General features: G+C 60.5%; 14 protein-coding genes and 1 tRNA gene. 5 read left to right on the top strand and 10 right to left on the bottom strand.

Going from position 1 to position 17,409, the window contains the following annotated elements; all coding sequences use genetic code 11:
• Window positions 1-168: 168 nt before the first annotated feature.
• Window positions 169-1,854, bottom strand: coding sequence for an energy-dependent translational throttle protein EttA (gene ettA / locus A0J57_RS01300; RefSeq protein WP_025551543.1), 1,686 nt, complete (start codon window positions 1,852-1,854; stop codon window positions 169-171).
• Window positions 1,855-1,956: 102 nt separating this feature from the next.
• On the opposite strand from ettA, the gene A0J57_RS01295 reads away from it, so the two are divergent.
• The 3 genes from A0J57_RS01295 to A0J57_RS01285 all read left to right on the top strand — a co-directional run bounded on the left by A0J57_RS01295 (window position 1,957) and on the right by A0J57_RS01285 (window position 3,909).
• Window positions 1,957-3,333: a M28 family peptidase gene (locus tag A0J57_RS01295; RefSeq protein ID WP_061934156.1), complete on the top strand. Its 1,377-nt coding sequence runs from the start codon at window positions 1,957-1,959 to the stop codon at window positions 3,331-3,333.
• 155 nt (window positions 3,334-3,488) lie between these two features.
• Window positions 3,489-3,701, top strand: coding sequence for a hypothetical protein (locus A0J57_RS01290; RefSeq protein ID WP_007689093.1), 213 nt, complete (start codon window positions 3,489-3,491; stop codon window positions 3,699-3,701).
• Between the two features lie 131 nt (window positions 3,702-3,832).
• Window positions 3,833-3,909 (top strand) — tRNA-Pro (locus tag A0J57_RS01285).
• A 341-nt stretch (window positions 3,910-4,250) separates the two neighbouring features.
• On the opposite strand, the gene A0J57_RS01280 is transcribed toward A0J57_RS01285, so the two are convergent.
• The 7 genes from A0J57_RS01280 to A0J57_RS01250 form a co-directional block, all read right to left on the bottom strand.
• Window positions 4,251-5,534 carry an alginate export family protein gene (locus A0J57_RS01280; protein ID WP_061934154.1) on the bottom strand — a complete coding sequence of 428 codons (1,284 nt, stop codon included), beginning with the start codon at window positions 5,532-5,534 and terminating at the stop codon, window positions 4,251-4,253.
• Window positions 5,535-5,602: 68 nt separating this feature from the next.
• Entirely contained in the window at window positions 5,603-6,406 is an 804-nt protein-coding gene (locus A0J57_RS01275) for an ABC transporter ATP-binding protein (RefSeq protein WP_061934152.1), read from the bottom strand.
• 17 nt (window positions 6,407-6,423) lie between these two features.
• A complete protein-coding gene (gene ntrB / locus A0J57_RS01270) occupies window positions 6,424-7,380 on the bottom strand; it encodes a nitrate ABC transporter permease (RefSeq protein WP_235600752.1) in 957 nt (318 codons plus the stop codon).
• Between the two features lie 14 nt (window positions 7,381-7,394).
• Entirely contained in the window at window positions 7,395-8,675 is a 1,281-nt protein-coding gene (locus tag A0J57_RS01265) for a CmpA/NrtA family ABC transporter substrate-binding protein (protein WP_061934148.1), read from the bottom strand.
• Between the two features lie 664 nt (window positions 8,676-9,339).
• Window positions 9,340-9,957 (bottom strand): TetR/AcrR family transcriptional regulator, encoded by a 618-nt coding sequence (locus A0J57_RS25110; RefSeq protein ID WP_235600751.1) that lies wholly within the window; start codon window positions 9,955-9,957, stop codon window positions 9,340-9,342.
• Window positions 9,958-10,103: 146 nt separating this feature from the next.
• Window positions 10,104-10,946: an NAD(P)-dependent oxidoreductase gene (locus A0J57_RS01255; RefSeq protein ID WP_044662299.1), complete on the bottom strand. Its 843-nt coding sequence runs from the start codon at window positions 10,944-10,946 to the stop codon at window positions 10,104-10,106.
• A gap of 128 nt (window positions 10,947-11,074) precedes the next feature.
• Complete coding sequence (locus tag A0J57_RS01250; protein WP_158298495.1) at window positions 11,075-13,537, bottom strand: TonB-dependent receptor; 2,463 nt, start codon at window positions 13,535-13,537, stop codon at window positions 11,075-11,077.
• A gap of 310 nt (window positions 13,538-13,847) precedes the next feature.
• Between A0J57_RS01250 and A0J57_RS01245 the strand changes: the two genes are divergently transcribed.
• Window positions 13,848-14,756, top strand: a complete 909-nt coding sequence (locus A0J57_RS01245) for a helix-turn-helix domain-containing protein (protein ID WP_061934146.1) — start codon at window positions 13,848-13,850, stop codon at window positions 14,754-14,756.
• A gap of 99 nt (window positions 14,757-14,855) precedes the next feature.
• Here A0J57_RS01245 and A0J57_RS01240 read toward each other — a convergent pair whose 3' ends face one another.
• Complete coding sequence (locus tag A0J57_RS01240; RefSeq protein ID WP_044662298.1) at window positions 14,856-16,079, bottom strand: cytochrome P450; 1,224 nt, start codon at window positions 16,077-16,079, stop codon at window positions 14,856-14,858.
• A gap of 116 nt (window positions 16,080-16,195) precedes the next feature.
• Between A0J57_RS01240 and A0J57_RS01235 the strand changes: the two genes are divergently transcribed.
• Window positions 16,196-16,561, top strand: coding sequence for a nuclear transport factor 2 family protein (locus A0J57_RS01235; protein WP_044662297.1), 366 nt, complete (start codon window positions 16,196-16,198; stop codon window positions 16,559-16,561).
• Window positions 16,562-16,597: 36 nt separating this feature from the next.
• On the opposite strand, the gene A0J57_RS01230 is transcribed toward A0J57_RS01235, so the two are convergent.
• A complete protein-coding gene (locus A0J57_RS01230; protein WP_082718591.1) occupies window positions 16,598-17,401 on the bottom strand; it encodes an SDR family NAD(P)-dependent oxidoreductase in 804 nt (267 codons plus the stop codon).
• Window positions 17,402-17,409 lie beyond the last annotated feature (8 nt).

Here is a 17,409-nt window from a genome sequence, read left to right as displayed (position 1 = left end):
ACCAAAAAAAAGGCCGATCCCGAAGGACCGGCCTGAAAGTTTTAGGAGAGGATGCCTGAAAGGCCCCTCCTATGTGCAGTGCAGCACGTCATTTTGCAAGTGCGAAAAACATGCCCATCGTTGCAATGATTGCAATTCCTTGGCCATATTCGCGCTGCATCGCCGGGCTCAGCGCGTCAGCTTCTTGTAGGCAAGCCGTGTCGGACGATCCGCCGCATCGCCCAGACGGCGCCGCTTGTCCTCCTCATACATTTCGAAATTGCCCTCGAACCATTCGACATGGCTGTCGCCTTCGAACGCCAGAATGTGAGTCGCCAGACGGTCGAGGAAGAAGCGGTCGTGGCTGATGACCACGGCGCAGCCCGCGAAATTCTCGATCGCCTCTTCCAGCGCCGCCAACGTTTCGACGTCAAGGTCGTTGGTCGGTTCGTCGAGCAGCAGCACGTTGCCGCCCTTCTTCAGCATCTTGGCGATGTGCACGCGGTTGCGCTCACCGCCGGACAGCTTGCCGACATTCTTCTGCTGGTCCTGCCCCTTGAAGTTGAAGGCGCCCACATAGGCGCGCGTCGACATGTCGTGGCCGTTGACCTTCACATAATCGAGGCCGTCGGAGACCTCTTCCCACACATTCTTCGACGGGTCGAGATGATCGCGGCTCTGGTCGACATAGCCGAGGCGGACCGTCGAACCGATGTCGATCTCACCCGAATCAGGCTGCTCCTGCCCGGTGATGATCTTGAAAAGGGTGGACTTGCCCGCGCCGTTCGGCCCGATCACGCCAACGATGCCGCCCGGCGGCAGCATGAAGGAGAGATTCTCGAACAGCAGCTTGTCGCCATAAGCCTTCGAGATATTCTTCGCCTCGATCACCTTGCCACCCAGACGCTCGGGCACCTGGATGACGATCTGCGCCTTGCCGGGGGTACGGTTCTCCTGGCTGGCGACCAGTTCCTCGAACTTCTTGATGCGCGCCTTGGACTTGGTCTGGCGGCCCTTCGTGCCGGCCCTGATCCATTCCAGTTCATCGTTGATCGCCTTTTGTCGGCCGGTCGCCTCCCGGTCTTCCTGCTCCAGACGCTTGGACTTCTTCTCCAGATAGGTGGAGTAGTTGCCCTCATAAGGGAAATATTTGCCGCGATCGAGTTCGAGAATCCAACCGACCACATTGTCGAGGAAATAGCGGTCGTGAGTGATCATCAGCACCGCGCCCGCATATTCCTTCAGGTGGTTTTCCAGCCATTCGACGCTCTCGGCATCCAGATGGTTGGTCGGTTCGTCGAGCAGCAGGATGTCCGGCTTCTGGATCAGCAGGCGGGTGAGCGCGATGCGGCGCTTCTCACCGCCCGACAGGCTGTCGACCGGCCAGTCCGAAGGCGGGCAGCGCAGCGCTTCCATCGCGATCTCAAGCTGGTTGTCGAGCGTCCAGCCGTCCACGGCGTCGATCTGCTCCTGCAACGTGCCCATTTCCTCCATCAGCGCGTCGAAATCGACGTCCTCCGGCGGATCGGCCATGATCATGCTGATCTCGTTGAAGCGGTCCAGCTTGTCCGCGATCTCCCGCGCGCCGTCCTTGACGTTTTCCAAGACCGTCTTGTTCGGGTCGAGTTGAGGCTCCTGCGGCAGGTAGCCGACCGAGATATTCTCGCCCGGCCACGCCTCGCCGCTGAAATCCGTGTCGATGCCGGCCATGATCTTCATCAGGGTCGACTTGCCCGCGCCGTTGGGGCCGACGATGCCGATCTTCGCGCCGCGATAGAATTGCAGGTTGATCTGGTTGAGCACCGGCTTGGCGGCGCCGGGAAAGCTCTTGGTCATGCTCTTCATGACGAAGGCGTATTGGGAGGAGGCGGACATGGCTTGAAGCAGCTCCGAAAGGACAATCGTTGGAAATTGGCGCCGGGTTAGCGGAGGCGGAACGCGTTGGCAAATGGGGGATGTCCCGCTAAGCCCTGATCCATGCAGAAAATCCGATCGGGCACGCTTGCCGCCCTTTTCCTCGGCAGCATATCCACCCCCGTCCTTCCTCTTGCCGCGGCGCCGGCCGGGCTGGAGGCGATTCGCGCGTCGGCCCTGACGGACGAGGTCGCGATGGACTTCACCGAAGGCCTGACCACCGAGGTCGGCCCCCGCCCCGCCGGCACCCCGCAGGAAGCGCGGGCCCGCGATTGGGCCGTGGCGAAGCTCAGGAGCCTTGGCTTCTCCAACGTCCGGGCCGAACCCTACACCATGCCCGTATGGCTGCGCGGCCATGACGAGGCCCGCGTGATCGCCCCCTTCCCGCAGACCCTGGTTCTCGCCGCCCTCGGCAACAGCGCCGCCACCCCGGACAAGGGGATCGAGGGAGAGGTCGTCTATTTCCCCACGCTGGCCGATCTGGAGGCCGCGCCCGAAGGCAGCCTGAAGGGCAGGATCGCCTTTGTCAGCCATGCCATGCACGCGACGCAGGACGGCAGTTCCTATGGCTATTTCGGCGCGACCCGCCGCCAGGGTCCCAGCATCGCCTCTAAAAAGGGCGCCATCGCCATCCTGATCCGCTCGATCGGCACCGACAATCATCGCCAGCCCCATACAGGCGTCCAGATGTGGGCGGATGGCGTGAAACCCATTCCCGCCGCCGCGCTCAGCGTGCCCGATGCCGAACAGCTTGTCCGGATTGTTTCCCGCGGGCAGCCGGTGCGGCTTCACCTCACACTCAGTTCGAAGATGCTGAAGGACCAGCCCTCGGGCAATGTCCTGGCCGAAATCCCCGGCAGCGATCCCAAGGCGGGCGTGGTCGTCGCCGCATGCCATCTCGATAGCTGGGATCAGGGCACGGGGGCGATAGACGATGGCGCAGGCTGCGGCATCGTGGCCGCTGCGGCGCTTCAGGCGGCCAAGGCCGGGCCGCTCCGCCGCACCATCCGCGTGCTGATGGCCGGTGCGGAGGAAGTGGGCGGCAATGGCGGCCGCGCCTATTACGACGCCCATGGCAGGGAAGCACATGCCATGGCGATGGAATCGGACTTCGGGGCAGATCGCGTCTGGCGGGTGGATTTCAAGCTGCCGCAGGGCCATGATGCGCTTGCCCGGCGGGTCGTGGCCGGGCTGGCGCCGCTCGGCATCGGGGCCAGCCGATTGCCAGCGGGCGGAGGTTCCGACATCGAACCGCTGGTGAAGGCCGGCGTTCCGGTGATCGATCTCCAGCAGGACGGCACCCGGTATTTCGACATTCATCACACGCCGGACGACACGCTGGACAAGATCGATTCCGCGCAGCTTCGCCAGAATGTCGCCGCCTGGGCAGTTGCACTTTTCGAAATCGCAAATGCGCCGGAATCGCTAGGCGTTAACTGAACTTTTATTGTAGACAACACCCTGTCGCGTGATTCTGTCGCTTCACCGACGCAGAAAAGCATTGATTTGTGCAGCGCACACGTTAATGCGGGTCGCTCGCGTAAGTCACGATTTTGGTGTGACGACGCGGCAAAATGCTATGGGAGCCGTACACAATGAAGAAGATCGCTGTTGTTTTCGCTTCGGCCGGCCTGATGGCCCTCGCCGCTTGCGGTGAGAAGCCGGCCAACGAGACCGCGAACGCTTCGAACGCTGTTGTTGAGAACGTTGTCGAAAACGCCACCAACGCTGCCGACAACGCCGCGAACGCTGCCGACAACGCCGCCAACGCTGCGAACGTCGCCGGCAACGCCGCGAACGCCGAATAATCTTCGCTCCAGCGAGATTTTCGAAAGGGCGGATCGTCTTGGTACGATCCGCCCTTTTTCTATGCGGGCGGGATTGGGGCCAAAAGCGCGATTGACGTGCGGCCTGCTTCGCCGCTAAGGCCCGCGAGCGCCGGGGAGTAGCGCAGTCTGGTAGCGCGCCTGCTTTGGGAGCAGGATGTCGCAGGTTCGAATCCTGTCTCCCCGACCATTACCCTGGATACCGGGCTCTTCCGGCAGGCCGAGCGACGGCCTGTTCAGCGAAACAGCAGCCACAGGATAATGATGATGGGAATGGGCACGCCCAGCAACCACAGCAAAATGCCCTTGCCCATCCTGTCGATCCTCCATCGCCTGCTATTGCTTTCGCAGGCTCAACGAGCAGGGAAGCCAGGAGGTTCCGCCGATGCCGCGCCCTTGCCAAAGCGGCCGGGAGCAACCCGGCAGCGGGCGGTGGCGACAGGCGTTGGCAACAGGTGAAGGCCACCGCCGCCGGTCCTTTGATCCGGCAGCGATGGCCCGCCACGGCGGCCCTGGAGCCGCAGGCAAATGTCAGAGCGCGTAGTCGATCTGTGCCCAGAACTTCCTGGTGTCGGCGTCGCCGGTGTAGCTGGCGATCCCCTTGCGATCATAATCCGCATATTTGACGAGCGCGCTCAGATGCCTGTTCAGCTTCAGCGTCACCTGCGCATCATATTCGTCGCCATAATGGATCGACAGCCGGTCGCTGCTGAACCGGTGGTAGATGAAGGAAGCGACCAGCGGTCCGGCCTTGCCCACCTTAGGCACGGTATAGGCAACGCCGGCATAATAATCCTGAATGCCGGTACCGGGCGTGGTCAGGAACTTGTCGGCCCAACCGTTGAACTTGTGCAGCGTGGCAAAGGGCGTCTGGAAGGCGAAACCGCCCGCAATGCCGGTCGCGCCCGCATCCGATCCCAGCAATTCATAGCCCGCCGTCAGCTTGAAGGCGGCAATGTCCAGCCCCAGTTCCGCCGTGACGAAATCCGCCGAATAATCGACAGGATTGGTCGCATGGTCGCTCTGCCGCGCATAGCTGGCGAGGTAGCTGAGCTTCACCTTCTTCGCCAGCGGCTGCGCACCGGTGAAGCGCACGCCATAGGTCTGGCTGCTGTTGCGCCTCAGCGCGGCCACCGCCTCATCCTCGTCCACCAGATAGGCGAAGCCGGTCAGAGTCCCGAGCTTGGTCTTGTAGGAGATGTTGGCGAAGACATCGTCGCCCTTGATGTCCGTCGGCCGGTTGGCCGAACCGAACTTGCCGCCGTCCATGCCCCAGATCGTCCGCGCCGCTATCGCGTAGCTGAGGTCGACCTTCAGGTTCTTGATCCCCATATATTCGATGCGCACGGCATCGAAGGTCTGCTCATTCTGCCGCCAGGCGACGGAGCCGACGAAACGCTGATCGTCCAGGTTGATCCGCTGACGGCCCATGGTCACGACCAGTGGCTTTGTGCGGTACTGGATCTGCACCCGGTTGGCCTCGACCGTCTCCGGATCGGCCACGATGGGATAGAGCGTCTTTCCGTTGACGCCGCTATTATAGTCCTCATCGATCGCCAGCGTGCCTTCGGCTTCGGCCAGGAAGGCCCAGGGACCCTTCGAAACCTCCCCGCCCGCGCGCAGCCGCATCGTCACGGAATGGGCATCGCGGCTGCTGCTGAGCGGCGCCGGGCCCGCCTGATCGACCGTTTCGTACCGCAGGCGGGCCTCCACGATCGGCTTGAAAACGACATCCTGCGCCAGCGCCGGCGCCGCGATCGCGGACAGTCCCATTATTGGGGCCGACGCCGAAAACAGGAAAGAAACCTTCTTCATAAATCCCCCTTCATTTGCTCCCGATGGCCTTTCCGGGCCTGTTCAGGGCATCCTCTCCAAACCGGATTTCAGGCGGCAAGCGTCGCCGGATTGCGGTAGCGCTCGTGCAGGAAGTGGATGACGGCGGAACGCGCTTCGGCATATTGGGCCGTGTCGATAGCCTCCAGCCGGTTCCGGGGACGGGCCAGCGCCACGGCAAGGTCCTCCCCGATCCGCGCCGCCGGGCCGTTGGTCATCATGACGACCCGGTCAGCCAGCAGCACCGCTTCGTCGACATCATGGGTGATCATCAGCACGGTGTTGTTCAGCCGCGCCTGCAAATCCATGACCACGTCCTGAAGCGCCGCCCGTGTCAGCGCGTCGAGCGCGCCGAAAGGTTCGTCCATCAGCAGGACGCGTGGGTTCATGGCGATGGCGCGGGCGATGCCGACGCGCTGCTTCATGCCGCCCGACAGTTCGCCCGGCCGCTTGCCCGCAGCATGGGCCATCTGGACCAGTTCCAGATTGTGCATGACCCAGTCCCTGCGTTCGGCCCTGTTCCTGCCGCCCGCCGTCTTGTCGACGGCCAGACGCACATTCTCCTCGACCGTCAGCCAGGGCAGCAGGCTATGGTCCTGAAAGACGACCGCCCGGTCCGGCCCCGGCGCGTCGACCAGTTCGCCGTCGAGGAAGATCGCGCCCCGCGTCGGCTCGACCAGCCCGGCGACGGCATTGAGCAGCGTCGACTTGCCGCAGCCTGAATGGCCGATCAGCGCCACGAACTGGCCCTTTTCAACCTCCAGATCGATCCCGTCGAGCGCGCAGAAGCGCCCTGCCCTGGTCGGAAATTCGACGGTGACGCCCTCAAGCGCGAGATAGCTGCGCTGTTTCATGAAAATGCTCTCCCCTGTCAGCCTGCGCGGCCGATGATGCGGCCCGCAAAGGCGACGATGCGGTCCAGCGCGAAGCCCACCATGCCGATCCAGATCAGCGCGACGATGGTGTCGGTCAGCAGCGAACTGTTGTAGCTGTCCCAGATGAAGAAGCCGACGCCGGTGCCGCCCTGCACCATCTCGGCCGCGACGATGGCCAGCCAGCTCATGCCGACGCCGATGCGAAGACCGGTGAACATGTGCGGCACGGTGGCGGGCAGCATGATGCGCACGAAATATTCGATCGGATTGAGCGCCAGCACCTTGGCGACGTTGCGATAGGCGGCCGGAATGGTCTGCACCCCTGCCGCCGTATTCAATATGATCGGCCAGATCGCCGTGATGAAGATCAGGAAGATGGCGGAGGGCTGCGCCTGCTGGAAGATGGCGAGGCTGATCGGCAGCCATGCCAGCGGCGGCACGGTGCGCAGCACCTGGAACAGCGGGTCGAGCGCGCGGAAGGCGAAGACGCTCTGCCCGATCAGGATGCCCAGCGCCACGCCGATCACCGCCGCGATGCTGTAGCCGATCAGCACGCGGCTGAGGCTGGTCAGCACATGGCCGGCAATGCCGACGTCGCCGCCGTCCTGGATGCTGAAATGGGTGAGGCCGATCTCCACGCCCTTGAACGGATGTATGATGACGTCATGGCTTTCCTGCCAGACGGCGAGCGGACTGGGGAAAGTCGCGCTCGGCGATCCGCAGAGCAACTGCCAGAAGGCCAGCAGCCCCGCGATCATCACCATGGTCGGCAGCATGCTGGCCGCCACGGATCGCGCTACGCGGATCAGCGGATGCACGGGCGCTGCCACCGGCTCGAAACTGCGGCGGGCGATGGCTTGCTCGGGATAGGGCAGGATGACCCCCAATTCGGTGCTGGCCCCGCCGGTGGAAGCCGACGGCCCACTCATCCTGCCGGGCGATGGCGATGCCATGCTGATCTCCTTCATCATACGCGCTTGATCGCCAGGCTGGCGAGATAGGCCTTGGGGTTGGCGGGATCGAAGGTCTTGCCGTCGAAGAATTTCTCGACGCCGCGGCTGTCGCTGGCCGGACCCTTGCCGCCCAGCATCGCGGCGGCCTTGCGCCAGATGTCGGACCGGTTGACCTTCGCGATCACGCCCTTGCTATCCAACGACATGGGCAGCTTGCCCCAGCGCTGGTTCTCCGTGAGGAACCAGAGATCGTGGCTCTTGTAGGGGAAGGAGGCGTAACCCGCGAAAAACTTCATCCTGAACGCCGCGTTCGGGAATTTCCGTCCGTCGCCCATGGTGAAATTGCCCTGCAGGCGGTCGGCAATGTCGGTGATCGGGCACTTCAGATAATCGCGCCCCGCAATCGTCCCGGCCAGTCGCGCGATATTGCCCGGATTGTCCGCCCATCGCTGCGCCTCGATGATCGCCGCCGTGATCGCCAGCGCCGCCCTGGGATATTTCGCCACCCAGTCGGACCGCATGGCGAAGCTCTTTTCGGGGTGGTTCATCCACATCTGGCCGGTCGAAACGGCGGTGTAGCCCAGTTGCTGCGCGACGAGCTGGTCGTTCCACGGCTCGCCCACGCAGAAGGCGTCCATCGTGTCGGCCTTCATGTTCGCCACCATCTGCGGCGGCGGCACGGTGATCAGTTCGACATCCTTATCCGGATCGATCCCGCCGGCCGCCAGCCAGTAGCGCAACCACATGTCATGCGTGCCGCCGGGGAAAGTCATCGCCATGGAGATCTTCTTGCCGGCCGCCTTGCGCTGGGCGATCACGCCTTTCATCTTTCCGGCGTTGAGGTCCGCCCTGGCCCCCAGATATTCCTTGGATACGGAGATCGCCTGGCCGTTGACATTGAGGCGGGCGAGGATGCTCATCGGCGTCGCCTTGCCGATCGCGCCCAGCGTCAGCAGATAGGGCATGGGCGTCAGGATATGCGCTCCGTCGATGCCGCCGCCCGCGCTTCCCAGCACCAGATTGTCGCGGGTCGCGCCCCAGCTCGCCTGCTTCGCCACCTGCACGTCGGGCATGCCATATTTGGCGAAGAAGCCCAGTTCCCTGGCGATGATCAGCGGCGCCGCATCGGTCAGCGCGATGAAGCCCAGCTTGGCGCCCGTGACTTCCGGCCCCGCACCCGCCGCGAACGCCCCCGATGGAAATGCCTGCTGCACCGCAGCGAGCAGCGCCGCCGTACCGCTCCTCTTCAGCAGCCCGCGCCGGCTGACGCCATGCTGATTATCCCCCTCTGCCATTCCCTGATGTCCTTTCCTTGTTGCCCGTGACCGCCGGAAGCAGCGCGCAACCGGCCATCGCCGGAAGCGATCCAGCGCACGAAAATCGATGCCGAAAGCCGCCCGGCAGCATCCATGCCGCCAGCGAAAACCCAATAAAAAAGCCGCCGGAACGAAGGTCATCGGACCTTGTCCAGGCGGCGTCATTGCCATGTCGGTCTTTTCATCAACCGAAGCTGAACCCTGACCGTCATCGGCAGGCCCAACCTATGTGCCGAAGCGCCCCTGCTTCGACGGATGGAAAGCTGTCACCGATTTATCCGAGTCGCAAGCAAAATTTTTGCATTGCACAAACTATAACCGCCAAGCGCTTTGCCGGATCGGACGGCAGGCGTCATGAACCCTGCACGTTCGCGCAAGATATGTCCGGCCAAGCAGATCGACGGTGTGAAGAAATTGGTGGGCCCGGCATCTCCTTAAAATAACAAATAACCATTTAAAACTATTACATATTATTCATCTCCTTGCCGACGGTACCCCAATGGATACCCCTATCACCACGTGACTGGCTTTAATGCTTTTTTTCATTATGCTTCACTCTTCTCCATTCAGTAAGTACAGCATGGCCAACAAATGGACCTTATACAGGAGTGAAGTAATTGAGCATGAGGGTGATGAAGGCCGATTAGTTACGAGCAAAGGCACGGAGGAAAATATCCCGTACCTCATTCACATCGGAATCAATAACTTCAGCGCGATAGATTTCGGTTGCCCCAGACAGCAAGAAATCCTCGACTTTTGATATGCAAAGACCTCTCAATGCCTGGGCTAATCTTAGCGGGTTGCCTTCGCGTAATGAACCACAGCTCATGGCTTTGGCGAAATAATGGGCGAGTATCTTGTTGGTAACTGACTGTACTCGGGCATGATAAATTTGACCAATCTCCGGAAATCGGGCTCCCTCGCCTACGACCAATCGGTATAAGGATAAGGCATCTGCCGACGTTACCGTTTTCAGGAAATTAAAGCAAAAGCGTTCGACCGCCGTGGCGACATCCTCAGAGGGATCAAGTATCAAGCAAAGCCGTTTGTGATACTCGGAGGTTGCTTGGTCCAGGACGGCGGTAAACAGCTCTTCTTTCGAAGGAAAATAACGCCACAAGGTGCTCTTTGAGCCACCGAGCGTTGCAGCTATTCCTGACATGGTAGTCCGGGCATAGCCATCCTGCAGAAAGGATCGGCGAGCCACGGCAATGATGAACTGCCGTCGATCGGACTGACGCTCTTCCCTTCGAGAAGGCACCCCCTTAATCTTGGACGGCATAACCACAACTACAAGTTCGCCCTGGGATCAGAAAGGATAGGTCGCGGGTAGTGGGATAATCAATACAAAATCGCGCCCGTAAAGCTTTGTCCTCGAAACCTTATTTTCTGCGAATTTTTGACAATCTAGCTCTCACAGATTGCGAGCAGCGTTTTCTTGATCAGTGTCTTGGTATGGCTGGTGATTGGCGACGGGGCATCGGCACCAGCCGCCAGCTCTTCGGCCAGCGCAAGGTCCTTTTCGCCGATGCCGGCCTGGCTGGCGAAAAAGGCGCGACGGGCGGCGTCTCCCGGATTATTGCGAAAATCGATGAAACCCGCCATGGGCGGGGTGAGATTGCCGTTGCGCTTCATCACGGTCAGCAGCTTGTCCATCGGCACGCCGGACGCCTCCGCCACATTGGCGACTTCGACACCTAGCATGATACCACACCAAGATACGAGATTGTTGCAGATCTTGAGGGCCATCGCCGATCCGAGCGGGCCGATATGCATCGTGTTCGTCGAAAAGGCGTCCAGTACAATCTGGACGCGCGCGGCGACGGCTTCATCGCCACCCGTCATGCAAAAGACGAACGGGCCGTTCTTGGTCATTTCAGTGCGCGTAACTGGCGCATCGATGACATCGACACCCACGGTGGCAGCTCGTTCGGCTATCTGCTGTGCAGTTTTGGGCTTGATCGTGCTGTGGATGAGCAGGCTCGCCCCCCGCTTCATTACAGGCAGCAGCGCATCAACACATTCCAGCACCTGCGTGTCGTCCCGGACACAAATCCCGACGGCGTCGGCGTCCTCGCCTACCTCCGCTATGGAGGCGGCGAGCTTCGCGCGGCCCTCGAATTTCGCCAGCGCATCGGGAAACACATCGTAAACAGTCAGGTCGAGCGGCAATTTGGCCAACTCCCGCGCCTGATCGCCGCCCATGCTGCCGAGGCCGATGAACCCAATTTTCCTGATACTATCTGTCATGAAATATCCCTCAGGCTTCGTCCAAGTTCGCGAATGAGCTAATCACTCCGAACGTCTTTCGTAAATCCCCGACGGGGTCCGCCTGACCGCCAAACTATTGCGGGAGCGCCAAGGCCGACAGGTCACGCCTAGCTTTTCGGCCCGAAACGAAAGGTGGCGCCGATGCCCCATGTGAAGGGATCGCCAATATAGTCGATCGCCGTGCCCAGTGTCGGCAACTGATCGGCGAATGCGCGGGTCACATATTTCTTGCCGCCGATGTTGCGGCCGAATACCGACAACTCAAGATTGGGATCTTCGATCTGCAGGGCGATACGCCCATTAAAGAGCCCGTATCCCGAAATGGTGTTGATCCGGTTGGCGATGGCGACCGCATCACGATAAGCCTGCGGACGACGCGGATCGGCGGTGAACAGACCGAAATTCTGTCGACCGATATAGGCGTAGTTCGCGTGGATCGAGAGTTCCCCGACCGAAGTGACGAGTTTCTGGGTCACCGAGATGCCGAACTGCTTTTTGGGCATCTGCGGCAGAGCCTCGCCGCTGCGGACGACCGAACAGCGGACTGAACCCACAGCGGTGCCAGCGGCGCAATCGGACACATTGGCGCCGGCGACGGGAACGAACTGCTGCTGCTCAACGAAGGTACCGGCGACATATTTGCCGTCGAGCAAGGCAAGATTGCCGGAGACCAGCATTCCTCCCCAAGGAACAGCGCTTATTTCGAGTTCGCCGCCATAGACACGCGCGTCACCCGAGTTGCGGAGGAATTGCGTGGTTGTACAAGCGAGCGCACCCGGTGGAGTGATGCAGTCGGAAGCATTGCGCTGCACCTCAGACTGCCAGGAATGGAAAGCCGCGGCATTGATACGCAAACGGTTATCCGATGTACTGAACTTGACGCCGAGTTCAACGTCCCTGACCTTCTCCGGCTTGAACGGCGGCGTCGCGGCCGAACCATTACGCATGTTGAAGCCGCCGGCCTTCGATGCGGCGCTCGTTTTCACATAAGCAAACAGGCCGTCGGTGATCTCCACATCGATGCCTGCCGTCCAGGCGGGATAATCATATTTGACCGAACGCGGTAGGCTGCAAGGCGCAATGAAATCCGGATTTGAGAGCAGTTCAGGCGCGCAGCTATTAGCGGCCAGATTCGTTCTGTTCAGCAGAACAACCTCTCGCTTATCCCATGTCCAACGGACGCCTCCTGTAAGACGGATCGTGTCGGTCAGACGGTAATAGCCCTGGCCGAACAGGCCGACCGAGATATTCTTCACTGTGCCGTAATTCAGGCTGAAACCGAAATTGGGTGCCGGGGCTGCGGGGGTAAAGGAGCCGAACGTCTGCGCCACCGACGATTCACGGCCGCTTTCTGTCGAATAATAGCCGCCGAGAATATAACTGAACCGATCGCCAAGCTCTCCGGACAACTGAAGTTCCTGGGAATATTGATCGGACTTGTAGGCACTTTCGGCCGCCAGAATCTGAGCAGGCGTACCATCGAGTTCGTTCAGACCTATTGCGTTGCTGTAGCGATAGGCAGAGATGGATTTCACCGTAACAGAACCGATTTCGCCATCTATCGTGAGATTGCCGCCATAAGCTTCCAGCCTGTTATAGGCACTCCGGCTGCCTGCGGTCAGAAACCCATAATTGGACCCGACCGGCGGATTGGTGCTGAATGGAACGCCATAGGCATTATACCAATGGGCGTTGTTGTGCAGATATGCCGCAAGAGGGGTTGCGGCGTTGATCGCGCCGATTGCCGCGCTGGCGCCCGGATTGACCCCAGCGAGGCCGACGAACTGACCATGATCCTTGATGATATTGTAGTCGCCGCTGAGCGTCGCGGACCAGCTGCTGCCGGCGGGCGCCCAACGCAATTTAGCACGGGCATAATGGCTGTTACGGTCCTTCAATTCGCTGTTCGAGGTCACATTGCGGGCGTAGCCGTCGTGATCCACGAAATCATAGACGAAGCGCGCCGCCAATTCATCGCCCACCAATGGTACGTTGAGCACCGCGTCGATATTGCGATAATCATAGTTGCCGCCTTGAATGCGGAACTGTCCTTCGAAATCGCCCGTAGGATTGACCGTGACGATGTTGAGCGCGCCGCCGGTGGTGTTGCGACCGAACAACGTGCCCTGGGGGCCGCGCAGGACCTCGACCCGCTGGAGGTCGATGAGATCGGCCGAACCCTGCGAAGGACGCGGAATATAGACCCCGTCAACATAGGTCGCGACCGAAGGGTCGTTGGCGACGCCCGGGTTCAATGCCGGCATGCCGCGAATGGAGATATAGACGAAACCCGAACCGCCCGGGGCGCCGGTCGCGATCGACAGGCTGGGCGCGGTGCGCTGCAGACCAGCCACATCGCCGACCTGCGCCTGTTTAATCATTTCAGTCGAAAGAGCGGTGACGGCGACCGGCGTCGTCTGGATATTTTCCTCGGTCCGCCGGGCGGTGACCACGATGTCCTCTATTCCCACAGAACCGGTCTGATCCGCCGCCACCGCCGGCGCAGCGGCCGTGACAAAAACCGACAAGCTCGCCAAGGCGCTTGTCCGAAACCATTTCTCTGAAGCCATATTATCCCCTCCCAGAGCCATTGCATACGGGCAGGACGTTTTTCTATCTCTACCCATCCCCATCGACCGCTAGCATTGGCAAGGAGCCCGGAAAACCGGCTTCCGCGCCATGTCCTGTCTGCGATCAAACCAATGTCCGCTTCGCGATGCTTTGGAATTTTTCGACCGTCGGGTCATGAACATGATGACGGTTTCGCGATGGGATGTCCGGTTTGCGCAATATGATGAGCATCGACCTGTTTTGGATGAGGCCCCATAACATCGCTTATAAAAAGGGTCGACAGTAGGCTTTGAAAAGGGGGAGCGGACAATGGCGATGGCGAGCGAACGATCCAAGATTCAGCCGACTGGCACCATTCTCCCATGCCAACCGCTAACAACCGCCTATTTCCATGTCGAGGACAGCATCATTGCCAACGGCATTCGGGCCGACATCCGACATTTTGCCTGGGATCGCAGTTGTGACGCAATATTCGAGCCGAACAGTCACTATCTCGACTATTCGCTTGGCCCGCGCGCGCGCGGCTCACGCCTGTTCCCCGACGGGCGTCGTCATGCGCCGCCCTTTGGCGAAGTGTCCTATCTGCCCAAGGGGAGCCAATTTGCGGCGCGCTGCGAACCCAGCGAATATCGCATTTTCTGTTTGACGTTTGAAAGCCACGCAGCAGATCAACTCTTCGAGAATGACACGCTACCTTCCTCATTGCCCCCCTGTTTCGATGTGAAGGCACCGTGGATACTGAACGGTATGTCTCGGCTTGCACACGAGGTGCGCCATCCCGGCTTCGCTCCCGCCATCATGGTCGAGACCATTGCGTTGTCACTGGTCATCGACCTCTGTCGACACCTTCAAATTCCACACAAATCCGATGTTGAAACCGATCAACGCATGGCGGACTGGCACCTGCGCCGTCTTCAGGAACGGATCGAGGCGGAACTGGCGGGACCATTGTCGATCGTCGACCTTGCGACAGAATGCGGTGTCAGCTCACGGCATCTGGCGCGGATCTTCAAGAACACGGTCGGAAAGACGCTCGGCAGCTACATTGCCGATGCGCGGATTGCGCGGGCCAAACGGGAATTGGCGCAGGATGGCGCTCTCATCAAGGTCATCGCGGGCAATTGCGGCTTCCAAAGCGTTGCAGCCTTCAGTGCCGCCTTCCGGAAGGCGACAGGCCTCAGCCCGCGGGCATTCCGGAAGGATATATTATACAGCTAGACAGCACCAGAGCAGGGGCCGACGCTATCGACCCCGCTCCAGATTCCCGTTTCAGGCACTCACTCCCCATATCGGTGAGCGTGAGAGCGTTGGGAATATTCAGCCCCATTGCAGGTGGAGGTCCGGCACATGCAGGATATTGCCTACATAATATGGCACCCGGAAACCGTCCTTGATCCGGAATTCCGGTATGGCCTTGACGAATTCCTCGACCGCGATCTGCAGTTCCAGCCGTGCCAGGTGCATCCCCAGGCATTTGTGGATGCCACTGCCCAGCGACATGTGCGGCGCCTTGCGATCGAAGCGGATCGCCTGGGGATCTTCATAGAAAGCCGGGTCGCGTCCCACCACGGGGGAACTAAACGCCACATAATCGCCGGGCATTATTTTCTGCCCATGAATCTCGATGACCTTGGTTGCGATACGGAAGGCCGTAACCGGCGCGAAGGCGCGCAGGAATTCTTCGACTGCCAGGACGATCAGCGATGGATCAGCGCGCAGCTCGTTCTGTTTGTCCGGGTGCGACGCCAGATAGTTGAAGATGTTGCCGAGCAGGGACGTAACCGTGTCGAGGCCACCAATGTACAGATTGAAGCAATGGCCGAACACCTCGTCATCATTCCACAAACGGCCATCGACCTCGAAGGTCAGCACCTTGCTGATATAGTCGTCGCGCGGCTGCTGGCGGCGTGCCTCAATCTCTTCCAGCAGATAATCCTTCACGCAGCGTACGGCGTTACCGCGCACTTGCCAGTCGTTGGAATGGAGCATTTCCTTTTCCCATTTAAGGAATTGCGTCATTCTTTCCTGCGGAAGGCCCAGCAGATCGAGGACGATGAAGATCGGGAATTTTTCCGAAAACTCATCGATGAAATCGCATTGGCCGCGATCCTTGAAGGCATCGATCAAGGCCTGCGCTCGCTCGCGCACCTGTTCCTTCATCGCGAACATCTTCTGGGGTGCGAAATGACTGTTCAGCGCCTTGCGATAGCCGGTGTGGATTGGCGGGTCGGCCTCGGTCGGAATGACTAGCCAGTTCTCGCCGATATTCTGCGCCCATTTGCCCATGCCATTCTTGGTGAAATTGTCGGCATCGCGCAGCATCGCCTGTACATCCTCGGCATTTTTGAGCAGCCAGCCAGGTTGATCGCCCGGGAAGATGTTGGTGACATAGGTGATCGGCGGCAGCTCCGCATGCATCGCGGGGATCAGCACTTCCTGCGGGTTGTCATAGATCACCGTCCGCGAAAAGAGCGGCAGCGCCATCGCCAGTTCGGGCGGCACGTGATCCGGCAGGGATTGTTGTGCGACTTGGGTCATCATAGTCTCCGAAGCAAAAAGAGATAAATTCCACCCCTGCCAAAGACAGGTGCGATCGTGGCCGTCCGTCTGAGACTGACGAGCATGCGGACGATCCGCAATGACAGGAGACGATGCACATGAGTGAGGCAGACGTGCTGGATCTGGAACAGGCGATCCGGGACAATTACCGGCTGTGGAATGAAGGGAAGCGCGACGAACTCGATCGCCTTTTCCGGGCGTTGGGGCCAGAGGGGTTTACGATCGAATATGTCGGATCGCCCCCCGTGGACGGCGACGCCGCGATGGCCGACATGTGGGCGGAGTATGGCGGAAAATGCACGACAGAACCGCTGGAAGTGATCGTCAACGGATCCGAGGGCGCCGCCTATGTCGCCAACCGCCTGCAAACCAAGGAGGGCATCGTGACGCTGCCAAGCCTCGAAACCTACAAGGTCGCCGACGGCCGGCTGACGATCCGCTATTTTCATCGAACCGCCCATTAACCTTCCATGTTCCGACGTGCAGGCGCTGGACACGGCTCAGTCCTTCGCCTGCATGAAGGCCAGCAGGTCGGCATAATGGGGTTGGTGGACGAGGCCGCCGCCCGAAATCGAGATATTTTCGCCCGTGATGTAGCGCGCTTCGTCAGAAGCCAGGAAGGCGACCAACGCCGCGATATCATCCGGCGTTCCGAATTCCGGCGTCAGTATATGCCGCTGGATGATTTCCTTGAGCCCCGGCACGGTCTTTTCGAGGGCTTCGGTCAGCACGACACCCGGCGCGATGCTGTTGCAGCGGATATTCTGCCGCCCATGCTGGGTCGCCACATATTTGGTGAGTCCGATGATCGCTGCCTTCGACGAACCATAGGCGATCCGCGCCAGATCTCCCGCACTGCCCGAATTGGAGGCAGTGTTGATGATCGAACCGCCGCCGCCCGCGACCATATGCGGGATGGCATATTTGCATCCGAGCAGATAGCCGGTGAGATTGACGTCGAGAATTTCGCGCCAGATGCCGATCGGGATATCGACGGCTGTGGTATCCTGCGGGCTTTTGTCCGGATCGGTCATTGCCGCGTTGTTGTGCAATATGTCCAGCCTGCCGAAATGGTCTACGGTGCGATCGACCATCGCCTTTACCGATTGCGGATCGGCAGCATCGAACTGTACCGGCAGTGCCTTGTCGCCCAGCGGTTCCGCCGCGCGAACGGCGGCAGCTTCGAACAGGTCGGCGATCACGACGCGCGCGCCCTCCGCGACCAGACGTCGGGCGACCGCGGTACCGATACCGCCGCCGCCGCCCGTGACGATCCCTACCCTGTCTACCAACCTCGTCATCATGCGCCCGT

This window comes from Sphingobium sp. 22B (assembly GCF_001580035.1).
GTDB classification, from domain to species: Bacteria; Pseudomonadota; Alphaproteobacteria; order Sphingomonadales; family Sphingomonadaceae; genus Sphingobium; species Sphingobium fuliginis.
Note: the sequence above shows the minus strand (reverse complement) of the source record. Positions and strands in the feature narration are given on the sequence as shown.